Origin of the sequence: Fluviicola sp. (assembly GCF_039596355.1) — a bacterium.
Taxonomy (GTDB): domain Bacteria; phylum Bacteroidota; class Bacteroidia; order Flavobacteriales_D; family Crocinitomicaceae; genus Fluviicola.
The window spans coordinates 500,813-516,763 of the sequence record NZ_JBCNJW010000002.1; the positions used below are offsets into that span (position 1 = coordinate 500,813).

Below are 15,951 nucleotides of genomic sequence, written 5' to 3' on the forward strand. Positions count from 1 at the left end.
GCACAAAGGTTTATAATTCTTAAAATCGGGTAGAAACTTTTACTCCACCATTCCGTCCATTACTTTATTGCGGTATGCTTCCAGCAGGCGGCGTTTCGAGTAGTAGCCCAATACCTGGTCGTTGTCGATCACAGGCAGGTAATTCAGTTTTGAATATTCGAACATATCCATCACCTGCTCTACCGTATTTCGCGGATTCAGGGAATAACGAATCGGCTCCATGAGCTGTTCCAAAGGCGTATTCGGCTCGGCAGAATAAACCGGGAGAATGGTCGGTAAATCGTCGAGATAAATCATCCCGAGCAAAATACCATTATCCGATACAATCGGGATCAAAGCCTGGTGCGCGTGCTGGATTGTTGCAAAAAAGGTAGCGATCGTATCGGTTGGTTTCAACACCACGAGCGTTTCTTCGAGGATGTCTGCGCTTTCGATGGATGAAAGCACATGGCGGTCTTTGTCAGCGCGAACGACGTGTCCTTCTTCCGCCAGTTTCACAATGTCCATCGAATGATTGGAATAGCGCTTCGAAATGGCAAAACTGATCGAAGAAACAATCATCAGCGGAATCATCAATCCATAACCCCCGGTAATCTCCGCAATGAGGAAGATCGCTGTCAACGGCGCATGGAACAAACCACTGAGCAATCCTGCCATTCCCACCATCGTAAAGTTCGTAACCGGAAGCGCAATTCCCATACCTGCCAGGTTGATGCCGTAAGCAAACGCAAAACCGGTATAACTTCCTACAAAAAGCGAAGGTGCGAAATTACCGCCGTTTCCGCCGGATCCCAGTGTGAGACCGGTTGCAATGGCTTTCAGGAAAATCACCGCTCCGATAAAGAGCAGCGGAAGCCAGGATTCCTTAACGGATTCAAACAGGGTTCCTTCCAGCAGGTCGAATACTTTTTCTGTGGAAAGCAGCCGGATGCTGTCATATCCTTCACCGAAGAGCGAAGGAAACACAAAGATCATCGCCGACAGGAGCAAAGCTCCGAAAACTCCTTTTTGATAGGGTTTTAATTTCACATGCTCCATCCAGGTTTCAACCTTGTTGAAGATGCGGGAATGGTAAACGGAAATAAAGCCCGTGAGAACACCTAAAATAAGGTAGAAGGGCACATTCTTCATTTCAAAGGCTGCCATGTTCTTAAACGACAGCAAAATGCTCTCATTCAAAATGGCAGCAGAGAGCAGCGCTCCGGAAGCTGCGGCCAGCATGAGCGGAATGAACGCCGTAATCCCGACATCCGCCAGTAATACCTCCAGTGTAAACAACACTCCAGCAATCGGGGCGTTAAAAGCGGAAGCAATTCCGGCGGCAACTCCGCAGGCCAAAAGCAGGGTACGTTCTTTGGTTGTCAGTTTGTAAACCCGCGCATAATTCGACCCGAAAGCCGCTCCGGTAATCGTCACCGGGGATTCCAGTCCGGCAGAACCTCCGAAACCAACCGTCACTGATGAAGTAATGACTTGTGCATACATCTGCTTGCGTGGCATGATGCTCGATTTTTTGGTAATGGCATAGATAATCCGCCAGGTTCCTTTTTCCAGCTTGCCGTTGAGCAGGCGTTTCGTGATCCAGATCGTTAATACAATCCCGAAAACAGGAAGGATGAAGTCCAGGTATTTAAAGTGCAGCCGGTGGTTCAAATCTTTGGCAAAGAGTAACACCATGTGCGCAAAGGACTTCAGAATAATCACTGCCAATGCAGATGACAAACCGACAAGAACACTGGAAAGAAGGAGGAACTGACGCGGACTTAAACTGTTTCTCAAAAAGAAAATCCCGCCGTTCAGTTTTCGCAAAAATCGAGATAACATGCTTTAAAATTACAACATATTATTACGAATTCCATGAGGATAACAAGACTTTTAGAGGCAAGAGTCCCGACAAATTCTCCATTATATCGGATTCAATGCCCCGAAAGAAAGCTATTCGGGACTCTTTTTAAGTCTTGCCCCCTGAGTCCATTTTGTATGCTCTTTTCACAACGGAACAATAATGCTATAAATTGAATCAATTGTGCTATAAAACTTTTCAGCTTCCGAGTTCATTTGCATAACAGCAAATCGATAAAACTATGAGCACATTAGCACAAAGACCAACTTTCAAACCCCATTACGATAATTTTATCGGAGGGAAGTTTGTTGCTCCTGTTTCAGGAGAATATTTTGACAACGTATCACCGATCGACGGAAAGGTGTTTACCAAAGCTGCACGATCCACGAAGGAAGACATCGAACTGGCATTGGACGCTGCACATAAAGCATTTGAAACCTGGGGAAAATCATCTGTTACGGAACGTAGCCGCGTATTGAACAAGATTGCAGATATCATGGAGGCAAACCTGGAATATCTGGCAGCAGTTGAAACAATCGACAACGGAAAACCAATCCGCGAAACCATCAACGCAGATTTACCATTGTGTATTGACCATTTCCGTTATTTCGCAGGAGTGATCCGCGGGGAAGAAAGCACGATTTCAGAATTGGATCAACACACCGTAAGTATTGCATTGCACGAACCACTTGGAGTAGTCGGACAAATCATTCCGTGGAATTTCCCACTATTGATGGCAACCTGGAAAATTGCTCCGGCGATCGCTGCTGGAAACTGTACGGTTGTGAAAGCTGCCGAGCAAACACCTACTTCGATTATGGTATTGATGGAACTGATCAAAGACGTGGTTCCTGCCGGAGTCATCAACGTGGTAAACGGATTCGGTCTGGAAGCAGGAAAACCGCTGGCTCAATCTCCGCGCATTTCAAAAGTTTCCTTCACCGGAGAAACCACTACCGGACGTTTGATTCTGCAATATGCATCTGAAAACATCATTCCTTCTACCATGGAATTGGGTGGAAAATCTCCGAATATCTTCTTCCCTTCCGTAGCGGATCATGACGATGCTTTCTTCGATAAAGCAATCGAAGGAGCGGTAATGTTTGCATTGAACCAGGGAGAAATTTGTACGTGTCCGTCACGTATTTTGGTGCATGAATCCATTTACGACAAATTCATCGAGCGTGTCATCAAACGTACCGAAGCGATTGTCAGTGGAAATCCTCTGGATGCAAGCGTAATGATAGGAGCTCAGGCTTCCAACGACCAATACGAGAAAATCCAGTCTTACATCAAGATCGGAAAAGAAGAAGGTGCTGAAGTGTTGACCGGTGGAGCTGTGAACAAGCTTCCGGGAGATTTGGATGGCGGATATTACATTCAGCCTACGATTTTGAAGGGACACAACAAAATGCGTGTGTTCCAGGAAGAAATCTTCGGACCGGTTGTCTGTGTTACAACTTTCAAAACAACAGAAGAAGCAATCGAACTGGCAAATGATACGCTGTATGGTTTGGGTGCAGGTGTCTGGACACGTGATGCTCACGAATTGTACCAGGTTCCGCGTGCTATCCAGGCAGGGCGTGTTTGGGTGAACAACTACCACGCATATCCGGCTCACGCTCCGTTCGGAGGATACAAAAAATCTGGTTTCGGACGTGAAACGCACAAAATGATGCTGGATCACTACCGCCAAACTAAAAACATGTTGATTTCTTACGACAAGAATAAATTAGGATTCTTCTAAAGAGAAAATCAGAAGGCAGGCTTCGACTCCACTCAGCCTGCCCTCAAAGAAGTTCAGGGGTGAGGGGCATAATGTCCCTTGATAAAAGCCTGCGAAACATGTGTTTCGCGGGCTTTTTGAACTTTTCTCTCCATAAGGTATCTGACCTGGATTGACGAATTAAGTGCCTTTTATTTTTTAGTAGTATTCAACATCATAACTTACGTATTCAGCTACGAATACACTCATTTTCAGCTCGCCTAATCCCAAATAAACCGGGACAGGCAGAACTCGTTATTTGCCAGAATACTATTTTTCCCCCCTATTACTTTATTCAAATAAAACCAAACAAGATGTATCCACGAATTGCAATAACTGATGGAGCTATCGACGTTGTCAACCAGCTCAAAAAACGTTTCGGAGAATTGATGTTTCATCAAAGCGGCGGATGCTGTGACGGCTCTCAACCCATGTGTTTCGAAAAAGGGGATTTTAAGATCGGGAACAGCGATGTCTGTTTAGGTGAACTGGAAGGCTGTGAATTCTGGATGAGTAAGGATCAGTTCGAATACTGGAAATTCACGCACCTTACACTCGATATAACAGCAGGAAGAGGTTCAAGTTTCTCATTGGAAATCCCGATGGGTGTACGCTTTCTCATTCAAAGTCGTCTTTTCACGGACGAAGAACTTGCGGATTTAACTCCGCTCAAATTTTTAGAGGACTAATTTTCCCTGGCACTGCTGGAATTGCTTCGGCGTGATTCCTTCAATCTTTTTAAAGGCGCGGATAAAGTAATTGCAATCGTCGAACCCGGATTCAAAACAGACCTGGTTTACCTGGATATCCGGATTTTTCAGGAGTGACTTTGCAAATTTGATGCGTTCGTTCAGCACAAATTCATTCGGACTCATTCCCAGTTCGCGCTTGAAGTAGCGGTAAAAAGACGTTTTGCTCATGCACGCCTCATTCGTCAGATCACTCATCGTGAGACGGTCATTGATGTGTTCGCGGATAAATTTTACGATGTGATTCAATAAGGATGAATGGTCGCTGAAACTGTTTTCGCGAATTGCATTTACTGTTTGCTGCTGGATCATGTGAATCAATAGTTCCTGCAAAGCGATGTCCGCGAGTACGTCTTTCGTCAGGTTATTTCCCATACACACCTGGATCAATTTGTTGATGGTCGCCGCCATTTCCTGGTTGTTGTAAAAGAAATAATCCGAGTGGTTCAAACGCCAGAAGTCACTGCTTCCATCTTTCGGATAACGCTCATTGAGAAACTGCAGTGTGTCTTCGATTTTTTGATGATCAATTGCCAGGGCAAGACACTGTGTCGGGTTGTCAAAGCTGGCTTCCGGAAAATCAATTTTCATTTCTACATTGGACGGAACAATGACTGTTTCTCCCGGAAAATAATCGAATTCAGGATCGTCGAACAGGTGCATGATCTTTTTCCCGCGAAGCATGCTCGTTACCACCAGGTCGTTAAACTTCAAGGGAACCAAATGCGATTCCTGGTACGTTTCAAACAGATTCAGTTCGCAATAATTCAAGGTATGAACGGTTCTGTTTTCAACCAACGTTTTGAGGGAAGACTCGTGCGTGAGCTGCGGGGTAAACAATTTTTGTCCTGAAGTTCTCATAGTTCCAATTAGCTCTTTAAGGTAATCATTTTCAAGCTAAAGTCAAAAGAGAAAATTCAAAAACTTAAAAACACGACGCCTCTAAACTCAGACTGATTTTTTGAATTGAATGTTAAATGATCAATGAATCACCGTCACATTTCCACGGAAATAATACTCCTGGTTATTACCATCCACCACTTTCAGTACGTAGACATACACATTCGGAGCTACGAGTTTTCCGCTCTGCTGATGGTAGCCATCCCACCCCACAGCCGGATCGTGAGTCTGGAACACCAATTGGCCCCAGCGATCTACAATCGAGAATTCGTATTTCGAAACATCCTGGAATGACACCACCGGAATGAAAATTGGGTTGACACCTCCCGGAGTGAATGCATTCGGAATGTAAACCAGCGGTTCAATCACCGCACAAGCGTCGTTCGACAAACTCAATTCCTGGATTCCGTATTGATTCACCGCTTCTTCGGCAACCACATAATAACAGACTTTTCCGCTATGGTTATACCCCAACTCATCGACGAAATCTTCAAAATAACGCTGATCCGGCGAAACAACTGCCGTTGGCGTAGACGGGAAGATTCCATCTATTCCTCGGAAAATCAGGTATTGGAGCACTCCCCCATCGTAATCTCCGTAGGGCGACCAATTTAACTGTGTCGTCAAACGTGTTTGATCTGCCGAAACTTTCAGCAGGATGGTACGTGCGCGGTTGGAAACAGCCCCCAGGTTTCCGCAACTATCAATCACAACTGCGCGGTAAGTGTAACTGAAATTGTCTACATCCACATCAGAGTCCGTGATGGAAAGTGTGGAAGTTGTTGCCGGAACGTCACCCAAAATATCAAACTGGCCGGTTCCTGCATTGAATTTCTCAAAACGCACCGCTTTTACGTTTGTACCGACAGAAATCTGGTGACGCAATACCACCGTATTCTGATCAACGGTTGCCACTCTCAGGTAATTTACCGTTGGCGGACTCGGAGCCGTAATCGTGAAGGTCTGTATATTCGAAAAGGCTTCATGACCATTCGCATTGTTGGCCCGGATCGTGACTTTATAGCTTTGCAGCGGGGTCAGACTCAAATCATAGGATCCGCCCGAAACATTCCCCACAGCCGTCCACGGGCCGTTATTTTCCTTAACAAAAACCGTGTAATCCGTGAGTGCTGTGCCCCAGCCGCCATAAGGCGTCCAGTTCAATGCAGCCTGAGCAGTACAACTATTCGTTGTGAAAGTCAGGTACATACTTGTTTGCGGTTCTGCTTTTGCTGAAGTTTGGTACGTAGGCGGAATGGCCGGTGTGAAACAGGAATCGAATGCCGCAATGGAATACGTTTCCGGCCCGGTAATCGGTGTCGCATGAATATATGTCGTATTCGTGATTCCCCAAACGGTGTCGATTTCTACGATGAATCCATTTGCGTCTTTGTGATACACAATGTACCCGTAGGTATCCGGTGCCGGATTCTGATTCCAGGTAATGATCACATTCCCGGTAGTTGTATCGATCGAAACGCTGTAAATTTCCGGGATTTTCGGCGTAATATCATCCTGCAGGTTGTCTCCGATAATATTCGAGGACCACTGACAAGTTGGTGTGGAATACACGACCTGGTAGTTCAAAAATGCCGAACAGATGTCAATCGTATCGACAAAATGCGTGGTATTATACGGAAGAACGGCTCTTGCAGTCCAGGTTCCGGCCGGGTATTCGCGGTAAAGCGTACAAAAATTGTCCATTCCAGGAATCGGGTTCGGAGCCGGAACATTCCAGTCCAGCACAGCCGTTCCGTTCGCCGGATTAAACAAATCCAGGTGCACATTTTTCACGGTATCACTCGACAGCGATACGTTACACCCCGATTTTACCAATACGTAGAAATCGTTGTCGGTTGTTGGTGTCGGAACCGTTACAGTCGTTGTCCCGATCGGGTAGTTCCCAATCAATCCGTTCTGAATGGAATACAGTTCGAAATCCACAAATGTGTTATTCGGGTTTGCCACTGCATCCCAGGAAATATTCGTAGTTCCATTCGCCTGGCTCGAAATACAATTGATTGATGTAGCTGGAATCAATCCCGGGTTTTTGACATGAATGGTAATTGTTTTAAACGTTGTTTTCGGAATCTGGCAGTAGTTGTCCTGAACCCGGAATACAAACGTGTAATCTTTCTCGTCGTCGATGTTTCCGTGTGCATCGATGAGGTGCGCACAGCTGGTTTGCCAGGAAAAATTGGTCGAAACGCCCTGAACACCCGTAATGGTCGGCGTTTGATTCAAGGTTGCACAGGGAGCCACGTCGCAGCCGCTTGTACTCGTAAAGTTTGTTCCGAATTCCGTGCCGCTTGCCGTGAGGTAATTGCTTTGAGGTGTTCCGTCCTGCAAAAACTCTACGTCTGTTGCCTGCAGGGTGAAATTCACCGTTGCTCCCGCAATGACAGTTGTTTCGAACAACCCGCCGAATGGCCCGTTGATGACCGGCGCATTGTTGTTTCCGTTGCAATTTGTAACAATTAGCTGCATTTCACGCTCCACTTCGGCAATCAGTACGCCGTTGCGGTATGACTGAGCAATTACTTTGACCACAAATCCACCGATGGTGAAGGAACGGAAACTCACATGTCCGCTTTGCGGGTCGAGCACCAGCGGAACGTTTCCGGCATTGAATGTCGCATCCGGAGTAGGGTTCGTTGCGCTGAATCCAGGTTCATACGGCACATAGTCCGGATCAACCGGCGGATTGTAGGTCGCTCCTTCAATACGATCCATCGGTGCACCAAGGATTGTCACTACGGAATCCAGGTCTACATCTGCCGGATGCATGTTGTATTCATAATTTTCTCCGGCACACAATACCAGGTACGGATCCTGCAAAAAACGCGGAGAATTGTCCGTACAGACTCCAGCTGTGGCTCCGGGAATTGCATACATGGTTGCACGGATTGTGACTCCGTAATTCGTCGGATTTACCAGGTTGGTAATACTTCCGTTGCGTGAAAAATTGCTGTAGGTAATGATCCAGCCCTGAGCAGGCGGAACTCCGGAAATCGTTACCGGGTTGGATTCGTATATGATTTTCTCGATAGCTCCTACCCCGTTTCCACCATTTGCACCTGTTCCGCAAGCCAAAGGACCTGGTGATCCGTTCACAGGGGTACAGGTCGGAGAAATATCCGTCCGGCTCACAAACTGCACCGGAATGGTCGACAAGGTCGGGTGATTCCAGATTTTCAATGTTTCCGAAATCGGGTTCACATCTACTCCGTTGCAATCGCGGTAAAAAACCAGCTGAAAAACATAGCCGTTCCCGGTACATCTCCAGGTAATTTCACCACCCATCACGTGTGTTGCATTTGCCCGAAAGCAAAAGACACTTAACAAAACGATGAGAAGAATCCGAATCATATGATCTATTAACGTAAAAACCTGTTTTTTAGTTTGTCTCCAAAAAAATGAGAGATCCTATTTTATTTCCCGCTCAAGTACCGACGAACATCGCGTCGGGACAAGTTGTGCAATTTTTAAAGGCACTTACCGGAGGCCTTCGGGAAATTCAACAGTTTCTCTTACCACCTTTCCATTTGGAAGCAAGTAAATTCATTTCTTTAAAAACGAAAAAAATAGTGCAGCGTTGTGTTTTAGCCAGCTGTAATGATTAAAAAATCTTCAAAATTCAGGTATTGCTGTGCCAATTGCTGAATTCTTTCCGGCGTAATGGTTTTCACTTTCTGAATGGCTTCGTCGTAAAACGCCAGCGTGAGGTCGTGCATGTCGACACTGTTATACATATCCAGCATCGCGTATGGCCCGTCGGCACTCTTGAGTAATTGTCCCAGCATGTAGTTTTTCACCAAATCCAGTTCTTCGTCCGGAACCAATTCCTGCTGCAGGCGCTCCAGCTCAAACTTGATTTCATGCAGGGTCTTTTCAAGCACTTCTTTACCAACTTCCGTTACGATGACAAAATACCCGGTTTGGTTCATATCCATCATCCCGGAACCGATTCCGTAGGTATATCCTTTGTCTTCACGAATATTGGACATCAAACGGGAACCGAAATAGTCTCCCAAAATGGTATTCAACACCTGGAAATCGATGTAATCCGGGTGGTTTTTCGGGAAGAGAAAACGTCCCATCCGAACGGCGCACTGAACTGCATCTTCTCTTGGAAAATCAACGCGCTGCGGCTGGAATTTGAAATCCCCGGCGTGCTCTGCATTTCCGTCAATGGCCCATTTTCCGAATAAGTCGATCAATGCATCCACTTCATCCTGTTCCAAATCTCCGACCAGCGTGATACGGGTCAGACCGTTCAGGTAGTGTTCTTTCCAGTATTTTTTGTATTCCAAAACACGCGGCTGATTGTAATCAGATTCCGCCGAAATGGTCGAATAATCTTCATTTGATGCGAACAAATGCTTGCGAAATTGCTGCTGTGCCACGTATTTCACTTTCTGCTGGTTCACGGCAAATTGCTGTCTCATGGAACGTAGTACGTCTTCCACTTCATTTTCGCGAAAGGTCAATCCCTGAATGGCATTTGCTACGATTTCCGAGATTTTGCGCAGGTGTTCACGCAAACAATATACGCTCACAACCGCCGTTTCGAAGGAAATATCGGTATCGAGAAAGCCTCCGAGTGCATCGATCTGCTCATGAATTTCTACCGACGATAACTCACTGGTTCCTGACAGGAGCAAGCTGTGTACAATGGCAGGAATGCTCTCTTTTCCACGGGTAATTCCCGCATCGAAGAACAAATCCAGGCGCACGGTTTCATTCGGCACTTCTTTCATCCAAAGCAGTTTCACGTGTGGTGTCACATCAAAGATATGCGGCTTCACAAACGAAATTTGGTCTACCTGTTTCGTATCAGGTTGCTGGCTTCTTAAACTCATTCTTTGATCGATTTAACACGCAACAGCGAGCAATTTTCTTTTTTCAGGATTTGATTGGAAACGGTTTTGATCTGTTCGGCGGTAATGCTCTGATACAAGGCATTTTCTTCGTTCACCCCGTTCGGATCTCCCAACAATTCGTACAAACACAGGTTCATGGCGCGATTGAGCAAACCTTGTTCCTGGAATTCTTTCACTGTACGGATTTTGTTCAGGAGCTTTTGGGTCTCTGCTTCCGACATCAATTCGGTTTTGATCTCTTCCAGTACATTCCACAAAGCTTCGTCCAGTTGTTCAAAGGAAACACCATCACTCAGTTTCCCGTCGATGATCAATAAACCTTCATCCAGCGAACCGGTGATGTATGCATTGATCGATGTCACCAGCTTGAGTTCTTTCTTCAGTTTGGAGTACAAACGTGAAGATTTCTCCCGTCCGAGTGCATCGGAAATAATATCGGTTACATAGTATTCAAAACTGCGTCTTTCGGGCATTTTGAAACTGTAGTAAAACGCATCATTGGGAACTTTCCGTTCAATGGTTAGTTCGCGGAATTCATTTTGAGCCGGTTCTTTCGGTAACATGCGCTGTGGTTTCAACGATGCCGGAATGTCTCCGTACCACTTTTCAACCAGGCGTTTTGTTTCTTCCAGTGAGATATTTCCGGCAATGCACAAAATAGCATTTGCGGGATGGTAATGCTTCTTGAAAAATGCTTTCACATCCTCCATCGTTGCTTCTTCAATGTGTTCGATCTTTTTCCCGATCGTCGCCCATTGGTACGGGTGCTTTTTATATGCCAGCGGACGCAGTTCGAGCCATACGTCTCCGTAAGGCTGGTTCAGATAGCGCTGTTTGAATTCTTCAATAACGACATTGCGTTGTACTTCCAGGCTTTTCGGCGTAAACGCAAGCGAAAGCATCCGGTCGCTTTCCAGCCACAAAGCGGTTTCGAGGTTCTGCAAAGGAAGGATGTCGTAGTAATTCGTGATATCGTTGGAGGTAAAGGCATTGCTTTCTCCCCCGGCACGCTGCAAAGGCGCATCGAAATCGGGAATATTCACAGAACCGCCAAACATCAAATGCTCGAAAAGGTGTGCAAATCCCGTTTTTTCTTCGGATTCATCGCGTGCTCCTACATCGTATAAGGTATTGACTACCGCCATGGGTGTGGCAGCATCAAAGTGATGCAGAACGGTCAATCCGTTATCCAGTTTAAATCGGTTAAATTCGATCATTTAGAATGTGTATTTTGAATCGCTTCGTTCGTCCAAAGCGTTTTTAAATTCTGCTATTATTTCGCGGACAATTTCTCCGGCAGGCTTCATTTCGGAAATCAGACCTGAAATTTGTCCCACTTCCAGTTCTCCTTCGATCAAATCTCCTTCAAACATGCCTTTTTTAGCTCTTCCTCTTCCGAGTAAGTCGTTCAGTTGCTCATTGCTTGCGCATTGTTCGTAGGCTTGTTCTACTTTTTCGAAGAAGCTGTTCTTCATCAAACGAACCGGTGTGAGCTCTTTCAATGTCAGCATGGTATCTCCTTCTTTCGCTTTCAGGATTTCATCTTTAAAATTCTGATGCGCGGATGATTCCGGCGAAGCGATGAAGCGCGATCCGATCTGAACGCCGTCTGCTCCGAGTGTCATTGCAGCCAGCATTCCTCTTCCCGTTCCGATTCCTCCTGCGGCAATCACCGGGATGGAAACTGCAGCTTTCACCATCGGGATGAGACACATGGTGGTTGTTTCATCGCGACCGTTATGTCCTCCGGCTTCAAACCCTTCAGCAACGATAGCATCGACTCCTGCTTCCTGTGCTTTCAGCGCAAATTTGGCAGATGAAACCACATGCACCACGGTAATTCCGGCTTCTTTCAAACGGCTCGTATACGTTTTCGGGTTTCCGGCAGATGTAAACACAACCGGAACCTGGTATTTGATGATCGTTTGAATGTGCTCTTCAATATTCGGGTAGAGCATCGGGAGGTTTACCGCAAAGGGCTTATCTGTCGCCGCTTTGCATTTGCGGATGTGTTCATCCAGGATTTCCGGGTACATGGAGCCGGACCCAATGATTCCAAGCCCTCCGGCATTGGATACGGCACTTGCCAATTCCCAGCCGGAACACCAGATCATTCCCGCCTGGATAAGGGGATATTGAATCTGAAAAAGTTCAGTCAGTTTATTTTTCATGAAAAGATTCCTTCTTTCGGGTTTTCAATAACGAAAATACAAAAGAATCCCCGGGTAAGGGTCGCTTTTCTTCGTTTTTTCAATGGCTCCGGAAACGTTCCCGACTTTTTCCAGATTTCGACCGGAACTTTGCTCCATCCAATTGAAGATTATGAAACACTTTTTCATCACAGCACTCACCATTCTTTCTTTTGTATGTCTGTCCGGAGCTTCAGCCCAGACTTCCGATACGGTTCTTCCGGTAAAGATCAAACACATGGAACCGCTCTACGTGGATTTGATCCGCGACCTCGGTGCACGCAAGGGTGAACGAGAGTGGAATATTGGTGTGGGAAGTGCTCATCTGAACAATCATGTGGAACTCACCACGCTGATCGAATATGAATTTGCGCCGGTCAATCGACTGGGCTTTGAGGTCGAAATTCCGTTTACATTTTCTTTCGGAGCCGAAAACCAAAGCGAACCGCTTCCGGGTAACCGTCTCGACGGACTGAAACTCGCCACGCAATATACGTTCCTGGTAGCTCCGCGTTTGAATACATCGGCTGCAGTTGGTTACATGAATGAATTTGAACTGACTTCTTTCAGCAGGTACGGAAAAGAGCAAATCGTGCGGGCAAACCTGATGCATCCGTTCCTCGTAGTGGCAAAAAGCTGGAAACACAACCTGCACACCATGCTCATTTCCGGGCCGGAGTGGGAAAAAGAAATGCACACGAGCCAATCCGAGTTTTATTTCCACCTGAACGGCAGCATTCATTATGCGGTTCCGGCTACGAAAAGTGTGGTCGGGCTGGAGGTGAATACCTTGTTTGCAGCTTCGTTTACTTCCGTGGTACTTCGCCCGCAAATGCGGATTACGGTTTCCAGCACTTCCAAATTAGGACTTGTAGCCGGCATCCCCACAAACACAAAGTATGATTCGTATAGTTTCTTTTTGAGATGGATTTATGAACCAAAGAGGAATTGATGCTTCGACTCCGCTCAGCATGAAGGGAAAAGTTAAAAGTGAGAAATTCTCTTCGGACTTCCGCGCTCGTTTGCGGGAGAAAAAAAACGCAAAGGGTTTTCCGTTCAACAAAAAAGCCATCCGTAAAAACGAATGGCTTTTCAACGTGTAAATCAGTTTCTTATTCTGCTTTCATTTGCTCGATAGACTTATCGATTTCTTTGGAAAGCTCCGGCATTTGTTTTTTCAAATGCTCCATGGATTTGATTGTTTCGTCTTTGAATTCAGCATAACCACTGCACTCTTTCATTTCTTTGCGCATTTTATCCTGGCTTGCCTTATCTGTTTTTCCTTCGTAGATTTTCTTGCACTTTTCTTCTTCAGCCTTGTGCTCTTCCATATATTTTTTCTGGAATGTTCCATCGTAGTTCTTCTCGCGATCTCCTTTCATCAGTTCAGTGGCCATGTCTGTACACTCACACAGTTCGCTCTGCTTGGAACAAGATTGGATAGTCATGAACCCCAATCCGATAAGTGCAATTACTTTAAAATTTTTCATTCGTTATCATTTAAGTTGGTAGTAAATGTACAATTAAAATAATTTTGAATGCCTAATTAAAATTGAATATTGACATCAGCCACTTTCCTGAACCGGGCTAAAAGGTTATTCTGCTTTCAATTCTTCGATTGACTGATCAATTTCTTTGGAAAGTTCGGGCATTTGCTTTTTTAAATGTTCCATAGATTTGATCGTCTCTTCTTTGTAAGCTTCGTAACCACTGCATTCCCTTACCTCTTTGCTCATTTTTTCCTGGACCGCTTTGTCCTTAATGTCATTCAGTTTTTCGCACATGGCTTTTTCGGCTTTGTGTTCTTCATCGAATTTCTTGCTGAATGTTCCGTCGTAGTTGTGTGCACGTTCTCCCTTCATTGCTTCAACGGCAATATCTGTGCACTGACAGATTTCACTTTGTTTAGAACAGGATTGGATTGTCATGAATCCCAAACCAATGAATGTAATTGTGTGTAGATGTTTCATTTGTTCTTGTAGTATAGATGTGTGAACTTACAATATACAAATAATTACGAATGACGAATTGCAAATGACTTCCCAAAGTCCATCGTACTCCTAATTGTCAATCAGGAGTACCAAACGAGGTTAAAGCTGATTTAAAAAGAATGCCGGATTTCGAGTTTGAAATCATTCATTCGAAATCCGGCATCCTGCGTCCCTACCGGGCAAATAGACATAACTTGTCCCGCCACTGCGGGATGTCTATCCGTCTTTTTACTTCCAGCCACCACCAAGCGCGCGGTACAAATTCACCACCGCCTGCAACTGATCCAACTTGTCGTTGATTCCGCTCAACTGAGCTGCGATCAGGTTCTGCTCGGAAGTTAATACATCCGTATAGGTTGTTCCTGTACGATTACTCAATAACTCCCGTGTTGCATCTACTGCCACCACCAGGTATTCGATCTGTTGTTTGCGCAACTGCTCGCGTTCAACCGCATTCTGGTAGGCAAACAGAGCGTTCGACACTTCCTGTCCACCCTGAAGGATGGAACTTTGGAAACCGTAAAATGCAATCTGCTGGTCTGCTTTAGCCTGGCGCAGGCGCATTTTGTTTTTCCCCTGGTTGAAAATAGGCTGGGTCAAACCACCGATGAGGTTATAAAAAATCGACTGGCTGAATAATTCCTGGATTTTGAAACTTGCAAAACCACCGTTTGCCGTCAATGTAAACGACGGATAGAAATACGTTTTTGCCACGTTCGTATTTTCAAAGGCAGTAATAAATGCATATTCTGCCTGCTGCACATCCGGACGGTTTTTCAGCAACTGGGACGAAATCCCGGTTTTCAGATCGGCATAAATGGTCTGTTCATCCAATACACTGCGCTTAATCGTTTGCGGTTCACGCGCCAGCAGGAAGTTAAGCAGGTTTTCGGTCTGCCAGATACTGTTTTTCAACCCTGGAACCAGCACTTCTGCTGCATATTGGTTTGCCTGTGCCTGAGCCACATCTGCCCCGGTAATCTTCCCGGATTCCTGCAATGCGATCAGTGTTTCGACCTGTGTCTTGCGGATTTGAACCGTTTCTTCCGTTACTTTCAACTGTTTATCCAAAGCAATCAGGCTGTAGTATGCGTTCGCGATATCCGCAATCAATTGTGTTTGAACAGCACGCATTCCGGCTTCGCTTTGCAATACGCTCGCCATCGCACCTCTTTTCGCACTGCGCAGTTTTCCCCACACATCCAGCTCCCAGGCTGTTCCCAGCTGAATCCGGTTGGTATGCGTGGTCAGTTTGATAAATCCTGCAGGAGCGTTTATTGCACGCTGTGACTGCTTCGCATCTGTTGAGTTTACATCCAGTGTCAGCGACGGAATGAATGCCATTTTGGTTTGCTTCAAATAAGCCTGAGCCGATTCCATCCGGGAAATCGCTTGTTTCAGGTTCAGGTTTTGCGCCAGTCCCTTCTCAATCAGGTCTTGCAGATTCGGATCAGTAAACAGTTGTTTCCACTGCAAATCAGCGATGGATGTCGTGTCATCTGCCGGAGCATCGCGGTACAGTTTTTCTGTTACGATGTTATCCGGTCGTTCGTACTTTGTAGTAACACAACCCGTTACTAACAGCATTAAAACGAAGAATCCTATTGTTGTTCTCTTATTGAATTTCATTG

At 45.7% G+C, this 15,951-nt stretch carries 12 protein-coding genes; 3 read left to right on the plus strand and 9 right to left on the minus strand.

All coding sequences use genetic code 11. The features are described from left to right. Positions 1-39: 39 nt before the first annotated feature. Positions 40-1,824, minus strand: coding sequence for a chloride channel protein (locus tag ABDV94_RS07375; RefSeq protein ID WP_343606075.1), 1,785 nt, complete (start codon positions 1,822-1,824; stop codon positions 40-42). A 260-nt stretch (positions 1,825-2,084) separates the two neighbouring features. Between ABDV94_RS07375 and ABDV94_RS07380 the strand changes: the two genes are divergently transcribed. Both ABDV94_RS07380 and ABDV94_RS07385 read left to right on the plus strand, forming a co-directional pair. Continuing rightward, the gene (locus ABDV94_RS07380) at positions 2,085-3,590 is read left to right on the plus strand and encodes an aldehyde dehydrogenase family protein (RefSeq protein WP_343606076.1); all 1,506 of its coding nucleotides are present in this window, start codon (positions 2,085-2,087) and stop codon (positions 3,588-3,590) included. 332 nt (positions 3,591-3,922) lie between these two features. Then, on the plus strand, positions 3,923-4,297 hold the full coding sequence (locus tag ABDV94_RS07385) for a DUF779 domain-containing protein (protein WP_343606077.1): 375 nt from the start codon (positions 3,923-3,925) through the stop codon (positions 4,295-4,297). Here ABDV94_RS07385 and ABDV94_RS07390 read toward each other — a convergent pair. The 5 genes from ABDV94_RS07390 to ABDV94_RS07410 all read right to left on the minus strand — a co-directional run bounded on the left by ABDV94_RS07390 (position 4,286) and on the right by ABDV94_RS07410 (position 12,311). Beyond that, complete coding sequence (locus ABDV94_RS07390) at positions 4,286-5,218, minus strand: AraC family transcriptional regulator (protein ID WP_343606078.1); 933 nt, start codon at positions 5,216-5,218, stop codon at positions 4,286-4,288. The genes ABDV94_RS07385 and ABDV94_RS07390 overlap by 12 nt on opposite strands. A gap of 120 nt (positions 5,219-5,338) precedes the next feature. Further along, positions 5,339-8,626, minus strand: a complete 3,288-nt coding sequence (locus ABDV94_RS07395) for a gliding motility-associated C-terminal domain-containing protein (protein WP_343606080.1) — start codon at positions 8,624-8,626, stop codon at positions 5,339-5,341. Positions 8,627-8,859: 233 nt separating this feature from the next. Then, positions 8,860-10,119: a pitrilysin family protein gene (locus ABDV94_RS07400; protein WP_343606082.1), complete on the minus strand. Its 1,260-nt coding sequence runs from the start codon at positions 10,117-10,119 to the stop codon at positions 8,860-8,862. Continuing rightward, the gene (locus ABDV94_RS07405) at positions 10,116-11,357 is read right to left on the minus strand and encodes a pitrilysin family protein (RefSeq protein WP_343606084.1); all 1,242 of its coding nucleotides are present in this window, start codon (positions 11,355-11,357) and stop codon (positions 10,116-10,118) included. Before ABDV94_RS07405 ends, ABDV94_RS07400 begins: the two co-directional genes overlap by 4 nt. After that, on the minus strand, positions 11,358-12,311 hold the full coding sequence (locus ABDV94_RS07410; protein WP_343606086.1) for a nitronate monooxygenase: 954 nt from the start codon (positions 12,309-12,311) through the stop codon (positions 11,358-11,360). Positions 12,312-12,462: 151 nt separating this feature from the next. On the opposite strand from ABDV94_RS07410, the gene ABDV94_RS07415 reads away from it, so the two are divergent. Then, complete coding sequence (locus ABDV94_RS07415) at positions 12,463-13,281, plus strand: HAEPLYID family protein (protein ID WP_343606088.1); 819 nt, start codon at positions 12,463-12,465, stop codon at positions 13,279-13,281. A 160-nt stretch (positions 13,282-13,441) separates the two neighbouring features. Here ABDV94_RS07415 and ABDV94_RS07420 read toward each other — a convergent pair whose 3' ends face one another. From ABDV94_RS07420 to ABDV94_RS07430, 3 genes are all read right to left on the minus strand, one after another. After that, the gene (locus ABDV94_RS07420; protein WP_343606089.1) at positions 13,442-13,819 is read right to left on the minus strand and encodes a hypothetical protein; all 378 of its coding nucleotides are present in this window, start codon (positions 13,817-13,819) and stop codon (positions 13,442-13,444) included. Between the two features lie 105 nt (positions 13,820-13,924). Then, on the minus strand, positions 13,925-14,299 hold the full coding sequence (locus ABDV94_RS07425; RefSeq protein WP_343606090.1) for a hypothetical protein: 375 nt from the start codon (positions 14,297-14,299) through the stop codon (positions 13,925-13,927). A 249-nt stretch (positions 14,300-14,548) separates the two neighbouring features. After that, the gene (locus ABDV94_RS07430) at positions 14,549-15,949 is read right to left on the minus strand and encodes a TolC family protein (protein ID WP_343606092.1); all 1,401 of its coding nucleotides are present in this window, start codon (positions 15,947-15,949) and stop codon (positions 14,549-14,551) included. Positions 15,950-15,951: the final 2 nt, after the last annotated feature.

What these genes read in the sequence shown, in the direction of transcription:
- ABDV94_RS07375 (WP_343606075.1), bottom strand. Translation starts at nt 1,824, where the DNA reads ATGTTATCTCGATTTTTGCGAAAACTGAACGGCGGGATTTTCTTTTTG.
- ABDV94_RS07380 (WP_343606076.1), top strand. Translation starts at nt 2,085, where the DNA reads ATGAGCACATTAGCACAAAGACCAACTTTCAAACCCCATTACGATAAT.
- ABDV94_RS07385 (WP_343606077.1), top strand. Translation starts at nt 3,923, where the DNA reads ATGTATCCACGAATTGCAATAACTGATGGAGCTATCGACGTTGTCAAC.
- ABDV94_RS07390 (WP_343606078.1), bottom strand. Translation starts at nt 5,218, where the DNA reads ATGAGAACTTCAGGACAAAAATTGTTTACCCCGCAGCTCACGCACGAG.
- ABDV94_RS07395 (WP_343606080.1), bottom strand. Translation starts at nt 8,626, where the DNA reads ATGATTCGGATTCTTCTCATCGTTTTGTTAAGTGTCTTTTGCTTTCGG.
- ABDV94_RS07400 (WP_343606082.1), bottom strand. Translation starts at nt 10,119, where the DNA reads ATGAGTTTAAGAAGCCAGCAACCTGATACGAAACAGGTAGACCAAATT.
- ABDV94_RS07405 (WP_343606084.1), bottom strand. Translation starts at nt 11,357, where the DNA reads ATGATCGAATTTAACCGATTTAAACTGGATAACGGATTGACCGTTCTG.
- ABDV94_RS07410 (WP_343606086.1), bottom strand. Translation starts at nt 12,311, where the DNA reads ATGAAAAATAAACTGACTGAACTTTTTCAGATTCAATATCCCCTTATC.
- ABDV94_RS07415 (WP_343606088.1), top strand. Translation starts at nt 12,463, where the DNA reads ATGAAACACTTTTTCATCACAGCACTCACCATTCTTTCTTTTGTATGT.
- ABDV94_RS07420 (WP_343606089.1), bottom strand. Translation starts at nt 13,819, where the DNA reads ATGAAAAATTTTAAAGTAATTGCACTTATCGGATTGGGGTTCATGACT.
- ABDV94_RS07425 (WP_343606090.1), bottom strand. Translation starts at nt 14,299, where the DNA reads ATGAAACATCTACACACAATTACATTCATTGGTTTGGGATTCATGACA.
- ABDV94_RS07430 (WP_343606092.1), bottom strand. Translation starts at nt 15,949, where the DNA reads ATGAAATTCAATAAGAGAACAACAATAGGATTCTTCGTTTTAATGCTG.